Below are 14647 nucleotides of genomic sequence, written 5' to 3' on the forward strand. Positions count from 1 at the left end.
AACTCTCATCGAACTGTGCTGTGCTGGCTCCGATGGCAACGACGGTCCTGGTGGTCGACGACGAGCCGAACATCGTCGACATGGTGGCGACGGTGCTGCGGTTCCACGGATTCGAGGTGGTCGCCGCCGGCACCGCCGGCGACGCCGAGCGGCTGGCCGCCGAGCGGTCACCGCAGCTGGTGGTGCTGGACGTGCTGCTGCCCGACGGCGACGGGTTCGCGCTCTGCCGGAGGCTGCGCGCCGCGGGGCACCGCTTCGGCATCGTCTTCCTCACCGCCCGCGACGCGCCCCGGGACAAGATCGCCGGGTTGACGTGGGGCGGCGACGACTACGTGACCAAGCCCTTCTCGGTCGACGAACTGGTCGCCCGGGTCCGGGCGGTCCTGCGGCGGATCGGACCCGACGCCGGGGACGCCGCCGGCCTGCTCCGCTACGCCGACCTGGAACTGGACGAGGAGACCTGCCAGGCCCGTCGGGGCGGGCACGTGCTCGCGCTCTCGCCGACGGAGTACAAGCTGCTGCGCTACCTGATGCTCAATCCCGGTCGGGTGCTGTCACGCACCCAGATCCTCGAGGCGGTGTGGAGCTACGACTTCGGCGGCGCCTCGAACGTGGTCGACACCTACGTCGGTTACCTGCGCCGCAAGCTCGACCCGCTCGGACCACCGCTGATCGTCACCCAGCGCGGGTTCGGCTATGCGCTGCGGGCCGGCGGATGAACCGGGTGCCGCTGCGGCGCAGCCTGCTCGCCGGCATGGTGGCGCTGACCGCCGTGGCGCTGCTGGTGGCCGGCGTGGTGAGCGCCGCCGGCCTGCGGGCGTACCTGCTGGACCGGACCGACGACCAGCTCCGCGCCGGCGCGGCGCTGGCCACCCAGCGGGTCGGGTCGTTGCTGCGTGAGCCCGGCGGAGCGGCCCGCGCGGTCGTCGCGCCCTCCGACTACCTGGTGGAGATCCGGCACCCGGACGGCACGCTGACCCGACTCGGCGCGTCGCCGCCGGCCGCTGCGCTGCTGGACCGCGCCCCGACCCCACCCGCCGACGGCAGCGCCGGTCGGGCGACGACGCTCGACGCGGGGACGTGGCGGGCGGTCACCGTGCGGGCCGGCGACGCGGTCGTGCTGATCGCGCTCCCGCTCGCGCCGGTACGCGAGACGGTGCGCCGGCTGGTCCTGGTCGAGCTGGCCGGCGGGCTGACCGTGCTGCTGCTGCTCGCCGGCTTCGCCCGCGTGCTGCTGGTTCGGGGTCTGCGTCCGCTGGACCGGATCACCGGCACCGCGACCGCGATCGCCGGCGGCGACCTGGACCGCAGGGTGCCGGTCGAGGGAAGCGAGCGGACCGAGGTGGGGCGGTTGACCCGCGCCGTCGACGGGATGCTCGCCCGGCTCCAGTCGGCGATCGCCGCCCGGGCGCGTTCGGAGGAGCGGCTGCGCACCTTCGTCGCGGACGCCTCGCACGAGCTGCGCACGCCGTTGACCTCGATCCGTGGCTACCTGCACCTGCTGCGCCACGACATGGTCGAGCCGGCCCGCCGGCCCGAGGTGCTGCGCCGGGGAGACGAGGAGGCGACCCGGATGAGCCGCATCCTCGACGACCTGCTCTACCTGGCCCGGCTCGACGCCGAGCCGCGGCTCGGCCGGGAGACGGTCGACCTGGCCGAGGTGGCTCGGGAGTCCGTCGCCGACGCCCTGGCGGTGCAGCCCGGCCGGCCGCTGCGGGTCACCGCCCCACCGGTCGCGACGGTGCGCGGTGACGCCGACGCGCTGCGCCAGGTGCTGGCGAACCTGCTCGCCAACGTCCGCGTCCACACCCCGGCGGGCACCCCGGCGGTCGTGGACGTATGCCGCCGCGGCGACCTGGTCGAGGTGGCGGTCCGGGACGAGGGGCCGGGGATGCCGCCGGAACTGGCCGCCCGGGCGTTCGACCGGTTCAGCCACGGCGGCGCCGGCGGCAGCGGGCTGGGGCTCGCCATCGTCGCCGAGATCGTCGCCGCCCACGACGGCGAGCTGGGCCTGGAGACGGGCGAGGGGGCGGGCACGACGGTCCGGTTCCGGTTGCCCGGCGCGGACTCTTGACGTTCTCTCATCCACCTCCGGTCGGACACCCAGCCGGCCCTGGTGTGCTCGCGCCATGCGGAAATCCACACGCCGTCGGCTGGTGAGCGCGGCGGCGGTCCTGTTCCTCGTCCTGGCGGCGGTGGTCGCCGACCGAGTGGTGGCCCGGCTGGTCGCCGGCCGGCTCGCCGACCGGCTGGCCTGCGCGGCCGGGGTGCCCCGACCCGCGGTCGAGCTGGGCGGCTTCCCGGCGCTGCCGCAGATCCTCGGCGGCCGGCTGGACCGGCTCCGGATCGCGGTCGCCGACGTCCGGGCCGGCGGTCTCCGGGTCGCCCGGGCCGACGCCGAGCTGCGCGACGTCCGCACCGGCGACGGACCGGCACGGATCGGTGCCGCGGCGGTGTCGGTGCTCGTCGGCTACGAGGCGCTGCCCACCGAGGCGGCCGGGCGTCCGTTGCGGTACCGCTACGCCGAGGGTCAGCTGGGCATCGAGACGCAGGCGCGTGCCGTCCCGATCACGCTGCTGGTCCGCCCCACCTTGACCGGCGGGCGTCTCGTCCTCACTCCGACCGAGGTGGAGGTGTTCGGGATCCGGCGGCCGGCCGGCGCCCTGCTCGACCGGCTCGGCGGGAGCGCGGACCTCGGGCGTGAGCTGCCGACGCTGCCCGACGGCCTGTCCTACCGGGCGGTGACGGCCACCGGCGACGGGCTCCTCGTCCGGGTCGAGGGGCACGAACTCACAGTGCCGGCGGCCGGCGGGCGGGCCGGCGCGCACTGCGGAGGAGCATGATGCGGGTCGACGACGGCAGCCGGGTGCACCGGCTGATGGGCGGCCTCGGCCGGCTCTGCGCCCGCCGGCCCCGGACGGTGCTGGGACTCTGGCTGATCCTCGCCGTGCTGCTGGTCGGCGCCGCGGCGGCTCTCGGCCGGCCGGTCGACAACGACGTGGCGCTGCCCGGCAGCGATGCCCAGGTGGCGCGGGACCTGTTGGACCGGGCCGGGCAGGGTGGTGGCACCGGGAGCCAACTGGTGCTGCACGTCGACTCCGGGCGGCTCGACGACTCTGCCCGGCAGGCCGTCCTGGCGCAGGTGAGCCGCGAGATCGCGGAGGTGCCACACGTGACCGGGGTCGACGGGATCGCCGCCGCCTCCGGCACGCTCAGCGCGGACGGGCGCACCGGCTGGCTGACCGTACGGCTCGATGTGTCGCCGCGCCAGGTGGACAAGGCGCTCGCCGACGCGGTCACCGAGGCGGCCGCTCCCGCCGAGGCGGCCGGCATCGAGGTGACGCCCGGCGGCGTGCTCGCCTCGGCCGCGGAACGCGGCGGGGCACGGGACAGCGAGGTGCTCGGGCTGGCCGTCGCCGCGCTGGTGCTGCTGCTCGCGTTCGGGGGCCTGGTGGCCGCGGCGGTGCCGCTGGTCACCGCGCTGTTCACGTTGGCCTGCGCGGTCAGCGCGGTCGGACTGGCCGGACATCTGGTCGCGGTGCCGTCGGTGGCCGGGACGCTGGCCACCATGGTCGGTCTCGGTGTCGGTATCGACTACGCGTTGTTCCTGGTCACCCGGCACCGCCGATTGCTGGCCGAGGGCATGCCGGTGGACGAGGCGGTCGCCCGCAGCGTGGCCGGCTCGGGCAGCGCGGTGGTGTTCGCCGGCGGGACGGTGGTCGTCGCGCTCGGCGGGTTGGCGGTGGCCGGCGTGCCCGTCCTCGGCACGCTCGGGTGGACCACCGGTCTGGTGGTGGTTGTCGCGGTGGCCGGCGCGGTGACCCTGCTGCCGGCGTTGCTGGCAGTGCTCGGGCACCGGTTGGACCGGTTGCGGATCCGCCGCCGGCCGTCGGTCCCCGACGGGACGGCGGCGGGTCGCCGGAGCGGCTGGGCCCGGCAGGCCGACCGGGTCACCGGCGCGCCGTGGCGCTGGGCGATCCTGGCGCTGCTGCTGCTCGGTGTGCTCACCGCGCCCGCCCTCGGCCTGCGACTGGGCCAGGTCGACCCGGGCGACGAGCCGGTCGGCACCGCCGGGCGGACCAGCTACGACCGTCTCGCGGCCGGCTTCGGGCCGGGGGTGAACGGGCCGCTCACCGTGGTCGCCGAGCTGGACCCGCCGGCCGACGCCGGCGACGCGCGGGTGAACGGCCTGACCGCCCGGGTGACCGGCACGCCCGGCGTCGCCCGGGTCACCCCGGCCCGGCTCGCCGACGGCGGGCGCGTCGTGGTGCTGACCGCGTACCCGACGACCGCGCCGAGCGATCCGGCCACCGCCACGCTGGTGCGGACGCTGCGGGCCGTCGACACGCCGGGGGTGACGACGCACGTGGGCGGCGCCACCGCCACCCGGGTCGACCTCGCCGACCGGGTGGGGCAGCGGATGCCGTGGGTCATCGCGGTGGTGGTCGGCCTGGCCACCGTGCTGCTGTACGCGGCGTTCCGGGCGCCGGTCGTCGCGATCAAGGCGGCGGTGATGAACCTGGTCTCGATCGGAGCCGCGTACGGCGTGCTGACGGCGGTCTTCGCCTGGGGCTGGGGTGTCGGGCTGACCGGCCTGTCCGGTCCGGTGCCGGTGGAGAGCTATCTGCCGATGATGCTGTTCGCCCTGCTCTTCGGGCTCTCGATGGACTACGAGGTGTTCCTGTTGACCGCCGTGCGGGAGTCCTGGCTGGTCACTGGCGACAACCGCACCGCGGTCCGGGAAGGGCTGGCCGGGACCGGTCCGGTGATCACCTCGGCCGCGCTGATCATGGTGACCGTCTTCGCCGGCTTCGTGCTCCAGGACGACCCGGTGATCAAGATGTTCGGTCTCGGCATGGCGGTGGCGGTGGCGGTGGACGCCACCGTGGTCCGGGGACTGCTGGTGCCGGCCACCATGGCCCTGCTCGGTCGGGCCAACTGGTGGCGGCCCGGCCGGTCGGACCGGCGGCCCGACCAGGCGACGCGGGTGCCGGTGGGCTGAGCGGCCACGTGGGGCGCCCGTCGCACCCGGGCGCCCCACGTACGCCGGGTTCAGCCGCCGAGCCGGGCGGCGACGGTGCGGCGCAGCTCCGGCAGCCGGTCGTGCAGCAGGCCGGGGCACTGGGTGCTGTTGAAGTCCTTGTGCCCGTAGATCTCGGCGGGCGCGATGCCGTACTGCTGGCAGGTGAACGCGCAGAACGCCACCAGGCTGTCCCAGAGCGCCTGCGGCGGTTGCACGTCCAGGTAGATGCCGTCGTTCTCGATGCCGATGGCCTGGCTGTTCTGCCCGACGCAGTGCGCGCCCTGCACCATGGTCTGCCCGTGCAGCAGCGCGTACAGGCTGCCGTGGCGTCCCTCGGTCAGGTGGCCACCCCGGCTGTTGGTGAAGTGCTGGCCGGAGTCGAGCCAGCCGTTGGTGTCCATGTGCAGGTTCTGGATGTCGCGGGAGTTCCGGTACGCCTGGGCGAGGCTGTAGTCGGTGGTGTTCGGGAACGCGGTGTGGTGCACGATGATCTTGTTGGGCCGGCTCTGCACCACGCTCACCGGCGACGAGGGCGGGCGGGCGCTCCAGGTCGCGCAGTTGGCGATGGTCGGCTGGTCGACGCGGGCGGCGGCGGCCCGCGCGTCGCGGCCGGGTCCGGCCTGGACCAGCGCGCCGGCGCCGGCGGCGGCGCCGAGCAGGACCGCGCCGCGCAGCACGGCCCGCCGGGGAAGGGGAACGGACATCGGGACCTCCTCGTCGGGTACGGACGGCGGGGCGGACCGGTGCGGCCCGCCCCGCCGGCGTGGGTCAGCAGGGTCCGTTGCAGGCCAGCACCCGGAGGCGGTCCAGGGTGCCGTTCCAGACGTTCTGGTCACCGGGGAAGGTGCCGGAGGAGGCCCACTGCCAGAACGAGTACGTGCCCCAGCCGGCCGGCAGCGTGCCGACGCTGCTGGAGTAGCGGGCGATCCACAGTGGGTTGTTGGCGGCGAACTGCGACGTGTTGCCGGTGCAGGTGCTCCACCAGTCGGTGGTGGTGTAGATGGTGGCCCACCGGCCGGTGCGGGCGTGGTACTGGTTGACGAACGAGGCGATCCAGCTGCGCATGGACGCCTGGCTCAGCCCGTAGCAGGTGGCGCCGTACGGGTTGTACTCGATGTCCAGCGCGCCGGGCAGCGTCCGGCCGTCCTTGGACCAGCCGCCCCCGTGGTCGACGAAGTAGTTGGCCTGGGTGGCGCCGCTCGTGGTGTCCGGTCGGGCGAAGTGGTACGACCCGCGGATCATCCCGACGTTGTAGGAGCCGTTGTACTGCTGGGCGAAGTACGGGTTGGTGTAGTAGGTGCCCTCGGTGGCCTTGACGTAGGCGAACCGGGCCCCGTTGGCCCAGGCGCCGGACCAGTTCACGTTGCCCTGGTAGCTGGAGACGTCCATCCCGGGCAGTCCGGCCGGGGCGGCGTGGGCGGGGGCCGCGCCGAGCAGGGCGGCGGCGACGACGGTGGCGGTGGCCAGCAGCGCGGCTCCGGCCGCGCGCAGCGCCGATCGCATCGAACGGTGCATCTTTCCTCCCTGGGGGTTGCCGCCTCGCGGGCGGCGGGAGTATGACGAAAGGAACTGTCAACATTAGGTCACAGGACGGAGAAACTTTTCAATAGAGGCATCGAAGATTTTCTCTGAACGGGGGATGTTCAGAACCTGGCGAGCACCTCGGCGGCGGCGCGCTCGCCGGCCGTCACCGCGCCCTCCAGGTAACCGCTCCACCGGGTCGCGGTCTCCGTGCCGGCCCAGTGCAGCCGGCCCACCGGTGCCCGCAGCTGCGGGCCGTAGTCGCACCACGAGCCGGGCGGAAGGATGCCGCAGAAGCAGCCCCGGGTCCACGGGTCGGCCGACCAGTCGTACTCCACCAGGTCGTCGGGGCGGGCGGCGGCGGCCCCGAACAGCGCCGCCAGCGCGTCGCACAGCGCGTCCCGGCGCTGCCCGACCGACAGCCGGCGCAGCGCCCGGGCCTGCGCGCCGTAGCTGAACGCGGTGAGCACCCCGCCCGCGAGGCCGGGCAGCGAGTTGTCCACCGTCTCGGTGAGCGGGCCGGTGTCCGTGGTGGCCACGCCGGAGCGGCCGTCGGCCCGCCAGAACGGCTCCGGGTAGAGCGCGTGCACCTTGAACGCCGAGCCCATCGGCATCCGCTGGGTCAACCCGTCGCGCAGCGCCGGCAGCGGCGGGTCGTACCGGATCCGGCCGGCCAGCGCCGGCGCCAACGCCACCACCGCCGCGTCGGCGCGGTGCGCCTCGTCCCCGGCCCGGACCCGCACGCCGCAGGCTTCCTGGACGATCGCGTCGACCGGGGCGGCCAACCGCACCGACCCCGACGGCAGCGCGGCGGCCATCCGCTCGGCCAGCACGGCCGGGCCGCCGACGATCCGGTCCTGCTGCGCCCCGCCGGCCATGCCCAGCAACGACCCGGTCCCCCGCCGCTGCGCAGGTAGAACAGCAGCTGCAACAGCGACACCTCGTCCGGCGAGGCGGCCAGCAGGCCACCGGCCAGCAGCCGGCCGGCGTAGCGGGCGGTGACCGGATCGGGCTCGGTGGCGGCGAGCCAGCCGCCGAGCGTGGTCCGGTCCCACTCCGCCGCGCCGTCCGCGCGCCACGGCGCGGCCGGGTCCAGCCCGTCGGCCAGCGCGTCGAGGCGGCCGAGCAGCCCGGTCAGCCCGGCCGGCTCCCCGGCCGCCGGCCGCCCGGCCAGCAGCAGCGTCGACGCGCCCCGCGCGGGCGACGGGAACGTCTCCAGGCCGTACGCGGCGGCCAGCGCGTACATCCGGTCCTGGGTGGGGCCGATCCACTGGGCGCCCAGGTCGAGCCAGCCGCCGCCGGGCAACGGCCGGCTCAGCGTCCGCCCGCCCACCCGGTCCCGGGCCTCCAGCACCGACACCTCGACGCCGGCCGCGTCCAGGGCGAGCGCGCAGGCCAGGCCGGAGAACCCCGCCCCCACCACGATCACCCGGCCGCCGCGCACGGCCCGGCATACCCGGATCCCGGCCGGATTCTCCCGCGCCCGGCGTGTCGAAACCGGCGTCCGTCGTTCGTGTGAAGGGTGAAGGGCGGCACCGGGCCGCCCGGGACGAGGAGGAGCCGATGAGGCAGTACCTGATCAGCATGTACCAGCCGACCGGCGCGGGCCGGCCGGACCCGGAGTTCCTGGCCGGGGTGATGCGCGAGGTCGAGGCCATCGGCCGGGACCTGCGGGACGCCGGGAGCTGGGTGTTCGGCGACGGGCTGCACGCGCCGGAGACCGCCACCGTGCTGCGCCCGGACGGCGACGCGGTACTGGTCACCGACGGGCCGTTCACCGAGGGCAAGGAGTACCTGGGCGGCGTCACCATCATCCGGGCGCCCGACCTGGACGCCGCGCTCGACTGGGGTCGCCGCTACGCCCGCGCCACCACGCTGCCGATCGAGGTGCGCCCGTTCCAGGGCGAGGGATGACGGCTGTCGAACGGGTCTTCCGCGCGGAGTACGGCCGCACGGTGGCGATCCTGGTCCGTCTCCTCGGCGACATCGACCTCGCCGAGGAGGCGGTCCAGGAGGCGTTCACGGTCGCGGTGCGGCGGTGGGCCGTCGACGGGCCGCCGCCCAGCCCGGCCGGCTGGATCGTCACCACCGCCCGGAACCGGGCGATCGACCGGCTGCGGCGCGAGTCCACCCGGGCCGCCCGGCACGCCGAGGCCGCCCTGCTGCACGCCGCCGACCCGCCCGCCGAGGAGGGGCCCGTGACCGACGACCGGCTGCGCCTGATCTTCACCTGCTGCCACCCGGCGCTCGGCGCCGCCGCCCGGGTGGCGCTGACGCTGCGCCTGCTCGGCGGCCTGAGCACCGCCGAGATCGCCCGGGCGTTCCTGGTGCCGGAGCCGACCATGGCCCAGCGCCTGGTCCGGGCCAAGGCCAAGATCCGCGACGCCGGGATCCCGTACCGGGTGCCCCGCGACGCCGACCTGCCCGACCGGCTGCGCGGGGTGCTCGCCGTGGTCTACCTGATCTTCAACGAGGGGCACACCGCCAGTGCGGGGGAGCGGCTCGGTCGCGCCGAACTGGGGGCCGAGGCGATCCGGCTGGGCCGGTTGCTGGTGGCGCTGATGCCGGACGAGCCGGAGGCGCTCGGCCTGCTCGCGCTGATGCTGCTGGTCGAGGCGCGGCGTCCCGCCCGGACCGGGCCGGACGGGGTGCCGGTGCCGCTGCCCGAACAGGACCGTGACCGGTGGGACCGGGCGCTGGTGGCCGAAGGGCAGGACCTCGTGCGGCGTTGCCTGCGCCGGGGTCGGCCCGGTCCCTACCAGATCCAGGCCGCGATCAACGCGGTGCACGCCGACGCGGCCACCGCCGCCGGCACCGACTGGACCCAGATCCTCGCCCTCTACGACCAGCTGGCGGCGTGCGCGCCCGGGCCGGTGGTGGCGCTGAACCGGGCGGTCGCGCTGGCCGAGGTACGCGGACCCGCGGTCGCGCTGGCCGCTGTGGACCGACTGGACCTGGCCGGCTACCACGTGTGGCACGTCGTCCGCGCCGACCTGCTGCGCCGGCTGGGCCGGCCGGTGCAGGCCAGGGCCGCGTACGAGGCGGCGATCGCCGGCACGGCGAACGAGGCGGAACGGGCGTTCCTCGGCCGCGCCCGGGACCGGCTGCCGGGGCATTGACGAACGTCCGGAGAAAAGTACACTCCCGATGTAAATAGATCGCCCCCGCGCCGTCGACCCGACGAGGTGACGATGAGCCCACCGGCCACCCCCAGCGACGGTCCCGGTCTGGCGCTGCACCACGTCGGCGTCCACTTCGGTGGCCTGGTCGCGCTGGACGACGTCTCGCTGCGGGTGCCGCCCGGCCGGGTGGTCGGCGTGATCGGTCCCAACGGCGCCGGCAAGACGACCCTGTTCAACGTGGTCTGCGGCTTCGTGCGGCCGGGCACCGGCACGCTCACCCTGGACGGGCGGCCGTTCCGACCCCGCCCGCACCGGCTCACCCGACTCGGCATCGCCCGCACGCTCCAGGGCGTCGGCCTGTTCCCCGGCCTGACCGTGCTGGAGAACGTGGTGACCGGCGCCAGCCACGACGCCCGGGCCGGCTTCGCCGCCGCGCTGTTCGGCCTGCCCCGCAGCGACCGCGACGAGCGGCGGCTGCGCGCCCGGGCCCTCGACCTGCTCGCCGAGCTGGGCGTCGACCGCCACGCGGGGGCCGCGCCGGCCACCCTGCCCTATCCGGTGCGCAAGCGGGTCGCGCTGGCCCGCGCGCTGATCGCCCGACCGCGCCTGCTGCTGCTCGACGAGCCGGCCGGCGGGCTCGGCGCCGACGACGTGGCCGAGCTGGCCGACCTGGTCCGGGCCCTGCCCGAGCGCGACGACGGCTGCGCCGTGCTGCTCGTCGAGCACCACATGGACCTGGTCATGTCCGTCTGCGACGAGCTGGTGGTGCTCGACTTCGGCCGGGTGATCGCCGCCGGGCCGCCGGAGCGCATCCGCGACGACCCCCGGGTCACCGAGGCCTACCTCGGCGCCGACGTGCCGGCCGGGGGCACGGCATGACCGCGGTGCTGGAGGTCGAGGCGCTCAGCGCCGGCTACGGCCCGGTGCCGGTGCTGCGGGACGTGGCGTTCACCGTGCCGGCCGGCACCGTCGCCGCCGTGCTCGGCGCCAACGGCGCCGGCAAGACCACGCTGCTGCGGACGCTGTCGGGTCTGCTGCGGCCCACCGGCGGCCGGATCCGGTACGCGGGGGAGGACCTGCGCGGCGTCCGGGTGGAACACCTGGTCCGGCGCGGGGTGGCGCACGTGCCCGAGGGACGCGGCGTGGTGACCGAGCTGACCGTCGCGGAGAACCTGCGCCTGGGCGGGCTGTGGCGGCGGGACCGGGCCGACGCCCGGCGCGCCCTGGACGAGGTGTACGCGCTCTTCCCGGCCCTGGCCGACCGGCGTGACCACCTCGGACACCAGCTCTCCGGCGGGGAACGGCAGATGCTCGCGATCGGCCGGGCGTTGATCGCCCGCCCCCGCCTGCTGCTGCTCGACGAGCCGTCGCTCGGGCTGGCTCCCCGGGTGACCGCGCAGATCATGGCGCTGCTGCGGCGGCTGCGCGACGAGCGGGGGATGACCGTCCTGCTGGTCGAGCAGAACGTGCGCACCGCGCTCTCCGTCGCCGACCAGGGGATCGTCATGTCGCTCGGCCGGGTGGTGACCGCCGCCCCGGCGGACCGGCTGCGCGACGACGACCGGCTGCGGCACGCCTACCTCGGGTTCTGACCGGCGAGCGGGAAGGGTCGCGGATGCAGCGGTTCTGGTTCCTCACCTTCGACGGGCTCGCCGCGGGCGCGGTCTACGCCGCGTTCGCGCTCGCGCTGGTGCTCATCTGGCGGGCCGCCCGGGTGGTCAACTTCGCCCAGGGCGCGATGGCGGTCGCCAGCGCGTACGTCGGCTACGCGGTCGCCGGGGCCACCGGCTCCTACTGGCTGGGCCTGGCCGCCGCGGTGCTGTCCGGCCTGGCCCTGGGCGCGCTGGTGGAACGGGTGCTGATGCGGTTCGTCGGCTCCGCCGGCCCGCTCAACCAGGTGATCGTCGCGCTCGGGCTGGTGCTGCTGATCCAGGCGGTGCTCGGCATGGTCTTCGGCAACGGCTACCGGCCGGCGGCCACCCCGTTCGACACCGACGCGCTCACCGTCGGCGGGGTCGCCGCGCTGTCCCCGTACGACCTCTGGGTGCTCGGCGCGGCGCTGGCGGTCGTGGTGCTGCTCGCGCTGTTGTTCACCCGCACGCCGGTCGGCCTGCGGATGCGGGCCGCCGCGTTCGCCCCCGAGGTGTCCCGGCTGCTCGGCGTGAGCGTCGGCCGGATGCTCACCCTGGGCTGGGCGCTGGCCGCCGGCGTCGGCGCGCTCGCCGGCATGCTGGTCGTCCCCACCGGCCTGGGCCTGCACCCGCACGCCATGGACCTGGTCTTCGTGGTGGCGTTCACCGCCGCCGTGGTCGGTGGCCTGGACAGCCCGGTCGGCGCGGTGGTCGGCGGGCTGCTGGTCGGGTTGATCCTGTCCTACGTCACCGGCTACCTGGGACCGGACACCACGCCGCTGGCGGTGCTGGTGCTGCTGCTGGCCGTCCTGCTGGTTCGTCCCGGCGGGCTCTTCTCCGCGGCGAGAGCGAGGCACGTGTGACCACCACCCGCACCGAAGAGGCCCCGCCGTCGGCGTTGCGCCGGCTGCTGCCCGGCGCGCCGGCCGGCGCCCCGCGCTCGGCGACGCTGCTGCGGCACCTGGCCGTGGCGGTGTTCGCCGGCACGCTCGTCGTGCTGCTGACCAATCAGCTCCCGCCCTATCAGAACCTCCAGGTGGCGCGGGTCTGCGCGTTCCTCTGCGTCACCGCCGGCTACACCGTGCTGGTCGGGCTCAACGGGCAGCTCTCGCTCGGCCACGGCGCGCTGATGGCCACCGGCGCCTACACCGTCGCCCTGGTCCAGCAGGGGTTCGACGACCGGGGCGTGCGCGGGTGGTGGGTCCTGCCCGGGTCGCTGCTGGCCGCGGTCGCGGTGACCGCGCTGGGCGGGCTGGTCGTCGGGCTGGCCGCGGCCCGGCTGCGCGGGCCGTACCTGGCCGGCGTGACGCTCGCCGTGGCCACGCTGGTGCCGGCCGTGACCACCATCTTCACCGGCGTGTTCAACGGCGAGCAGGGGCTGCGCTTCCCGGCGCAGACGCCGCCGGCCGCGCTCGGCGCGTACTTCCAGCCGGAACGCTGGCTGGCCTGGATCGCGCTGGCCGCCGCGCTGCTGACCATGGTGCTGCTGGCCAACCTGGTCCGCAGCCGGTTCGGCCGGTCGCTGCGCGCGGTCCGCGACGACGAGGTGGCGGCCCGGCTCGCCGGCATCCCGGTGGCCCGCACCCAGGTGCTCGCGTTCGTGGTCAGCGCCGCCTGCGCCGGGCTCGGCGGCGGCGTCTACGCGGTGCTCACCGCCACCGTCGCCCCGGGCAAGTTCCCGCTCGACCTGTCGCTGTTCCTGCTCATGGCCATCGTGATCGGCGGCCTGGGCAGCCTGGCCGGGGCGGTCTGGGGCGCGCTGCTGCTGGTCGCCCTCCAGGACCTGCCCGGTCTGCTCACCGACCATCTCGACCTGCCCGCCGCGTTGGCCCAGCGGCTGGAGGGCAACCTCGCGCTGGCCGTGTTCGGCCTGATCCTCATCGTCGTCATGCTCGCCGCCCCGGGCGGCCTGCAGGCCGGCGTCCGCGCCCTCGCCACCCGGCTGCGCGCCACCGTCCGGCGTGCGCCGGACCGCTGATCCACCGGTCCCACCCACCCGCACCGGATTGGAGAACCATGCGCCCCACCACCCGCCGCGTTCTCGCGGCCGCCGCCGGCCTGGCCCTGCTGGCCGCGTCGACGGCCTGCGCCGACGACGCCAAGCAGGCCGCCGAGAACGTCCCCGGCGTCACCGACGGCGAGGTCGTCATCGGCACCCACCAACCGCTCACCGGCCCCGCCGCGCCCGGCTACTCGAAGATCTCCGCCGCCACCAAGGCCTACTTCGAGCACGTCAACAGCAAGGGCGGGGTGCACGGCCGGAAGATCGTCTACAAGGTCATGGACGACGGCTACAACCCGGCCAACACCGAGAACGTGGTCCGCAAGCTGGTCCTCGACGACAAGGTCTTCGCGCTGCTCGGCGGCCTGGGCACGCCGACGCACACCAACGTGCTGGAGTTCGTCAAGACGCAGAAGGTGCCGGACCTGTTCGTCTCCTCCGGCAGCCGCAACTGGAACCAGCCGGAGAAGTACCCGACGACGTTCGGCTGGCAGCCCGACTACACGGTCGAGGGCAAGATCCTGGCCAGTTGGGTCAAGCGGGAGTTCCCCGGGGCCAAGGTCTGCCACTTCGGGCAGAACGACGACTTCGGCCGCGACTCGCTGGCCGGGGTGGAGCAGGTCCTCGGCGCGGTGGCGGCGAAGCAGACGTACACCACCACCAACCAGCAGGTCGGGCCGGCGATCGGTGCGCTACGGGCGGCCGGTTGCCAGGTGGTCATCTCGGCCAGCATCCCCGGCTTCACCGCGCTGGCCATGGGACAGGCCGCCGGGCAGGGCTTCAAGGCGCAGTGGGTGGTGTCCAACGTGGGCGCCGACTACACCACGCTGTCGGCCCAGCTCGGCGACAAGAAGGTGATCCTGGAGGGCATGGTCGCCGACAACTACCTGCCCATGGTGGGCGACACCACCAACCCGTGGATCCAGGAGTTCACCAAGATCCACCAGAAGTACAACGCGGGCAACCCGGTCGACGGCAACGCCATCTACGGCTACTCGATGGCGTACACCTTCGTCCAGGCGCTGCTCGCCGCCGGACCCGAACCCACCCGGGAGAAGCTGGTCGCGGCCGTGCGCAAGGGCGGCTTCCGGGGGCCGGGCCTCACCCCCTTCCGGTACGCCGAGAACGTGCACGCCGGCTACAGCGGGGTACGCCTGAGCCGGGTGACCGGCGGCGCGCAGACGTACTTCGGTCCCACGTACACCACCGACGACGGCAACGCCCCGGTCACCGAGTTCACCGAACCGCCGACCACCCCGCCGGCGGACGCCGTCCCGACCGCCTGACCAGCACGTGTGCCGGGCGGCCGGGTACGGCCGCCCGGTGGCGCGCCCGTAGAGTGGCCGCC

General features: G+C 75.1%; 14 protein-coding genes and 1 pseudogene. 11 read left to right on the forward strand and 4 right to left on the reverse strand.

The annotated features are described in order from the left end of the window. Positions 1–32 precede the first annotated feature (32 nt). Genes CO540_RS01920 through CO540_RS01935 form a run of 4 tightly spaced genes read left to right on the forward strand, consistent with a single transcriptional unit; the run spans position 33 to position 5002 of the window. Positions 33–719, forward strand: coding sequence for a response regulator transcription factor (locus tag CO540_RS01920; RefSeq protein WP_099160649.1), 687 nt, complete (start codon positions 33–35; stop codon positions 717–719). Further along, positions 716–2074, forward strand: a complete 1359-nt coding sequence (locus CO540_RS01925; protein WP_216642326.1) for a HAMP domain-containing sensor histidine kinase — start codon at positions 716–718, stop codon at positions 2072–2074. The genes CO540_RS01920 and CO540_RS01925 overlap by 4 nt, the downstream gene beginning before the upstream one ends. A gap of 55 nt (positions 2075–2129) precedes the next feature. Further along, complete coding sequence (locus tag CO540_RS01930; protein ID WP_099160650.1) at positions 2130–2843, forward strand: DUF2993 domain-containing protein; 714 nt, start codon at positions 2130–2132, stop codon at positions 2841–2843. After that, entirely contained in the window at positions 2843–5002 is a 2160-nt protein-coding gene (locus CO540_RS01935) for an MMPL family transporter (RefSeq protein ID WP_172967776.1), read from the forward strand. The genes CO540_RS01930 and CO540_RS01935 overlap by 1 nt, the downstream gene beginning before the upstream one ends. 50 nt (positions 5003–5052) lie before the next feature. Here the strand turns inward: CO540_RS01935 and CO540_RS01940 are convergent, their stop codons facing one another. The 4 genes and pseudogenes from CO540_RS01940 to CO540_RS31260 form a co-directional block, all read right to left on the reverse strand. Then, positions 5053–5727, reverse strand: coding sequence for a peptidoglycan recognition family protein (locus tag CO540_RS01940; RefSeq protein ID WP_099160652.1), 675 nt, complete (start codon positions 5725–5727; stop codon positions 5053–5055). Positions 5728–5791: 64 nt separating this feature from the next. Then, complete coding sequence (locus CO540_RS01945; RefSeq protein WP_099160653.1) at positions 5792–6538, reverse strand: lysozyme; 747 nt, start codon at positions 6536–6538, stop codon at positions 5792–5794. A 128-nt stretch (positions 6539–6666) separates the two neighbouring features. Continuing rightward, positions 6667–7422 (reverse strand): flavin monoamine oxidase family protein, encoded by a 756-nt coding sequence (locus tag CO540_RS30695; RefSeq protein WP_371682266.1) that lies wholly within the window; start codon positions 7420–7422, stop codon positions 6667–6669. A gap of 122 nt (positions 7423–7544) precedes the next feature. After that, positions 7545–8045, reverse strand: a pseudogene (locus CO540_RS31260) (FAD-dependent oxidoreductase); the annotation flags it as partial. Between the two features lie 62 nt (positions 8046–8107). On the opposite strand from CO540_RS31260, the gene CO540_RS01955 reads away from it, so the two are divergent. From CO540_RS01955 to CO540_RS01985, 7 genes are all read left to right on the forward strand, one after another. Continuing rightward, complete coding sequence (locus CO540_RS01955) at positions 8108–8458, forward strand: YciI family protein (RefSeq protein WP_099164547.1); 351 nt, start codon at positions 8108–8110, stop codon at positions 8456–8458. After that, positions 8455–9663: an RNA polymerase sigma factor gene (locus CO540_RS01960; RefSeq protein ID WP_099160654.1), complete on the forward strand. Its 1209-nt coding sequence runs from the start codon at positions 8455–8457 to the stop codon at positions 9661–9663. Before CO540_RS01955 ends, CO540_RS01960 begins: the two co-directional genes overlap by 4 nt. A 72-nt stretch (positions 9664–9735) precedes the next feature. Then, on the forward strand, positions 9736–10545 hold the full coding sequence (locus CO540_RS01965; RefSeq protein ID WP_099164548.1) for an ABC transporter ATP-binding protein: 810 nt from the start codon (positions 9736–9738) through the stop codon (positions 10543–10545). Beyond that, on the forward strand, positions 10542–11258 hold the full coding sequence (locus CO540_RS01970) for an ABC transporter ATP-binding protein (RefSeq protein WP_099160655.1): 717 nt from the start codon (positions 10542–10544) through the stop codon (positions 11256–11258). Before CO540_RS01965 ends, CO540_RS01970 begins: the two co-directional genes overlap by 4 nt. Positions 11259–11281: 23 nt before the next feature. Next, positions 11282–12160: a branched-chain amino acid ABC transporter permease gene (locus CO540_RS01975; RefSeq protein WP_099160656.1), complete on the forward strand. Its 879-nt coding sequence runs from the start codon at positions 11282–11284 to the stop codon at positions 12158–12160. Further along, a complete protein-coding gene (locus CO540_RS01980; protein WP_099160657.1) occupies positions 12157–13275 on the forward strand; it encodes a branched-chain amino acid ABC transporter permease in 1119 nt (372 codons plus the stop codon). The genes CO540_RS01975 and CO540_RS01980 overlap by 4 nt, the downstream gene beginning before the upstream one ends. A 38-nt stretch (positions 13276–13313) precedes the next feature. Further along, positions 13314–14585, forward strand: coding sequence for an ABC transporter substrate-binding protein (locus tag CO540_RS01985; protein WP_099160658.1), 1272 nt, complete (start codon positions 13314–13316; stop codon positions 14583–14585). The last annotated feature ends 62 nt before the right edge of the window (positions 14586–14647 follow it).

The sequence above is a fragment of the Micromonospora sp. WMMA2032 genome (assembly GCF_002688545.1).
Lineage (GTDB): Bacteria > Actinomycetota > Actinomycetes > Mycobacteriales > Micromonosporaceae > Micromonospora > Micromonospora sediminicola.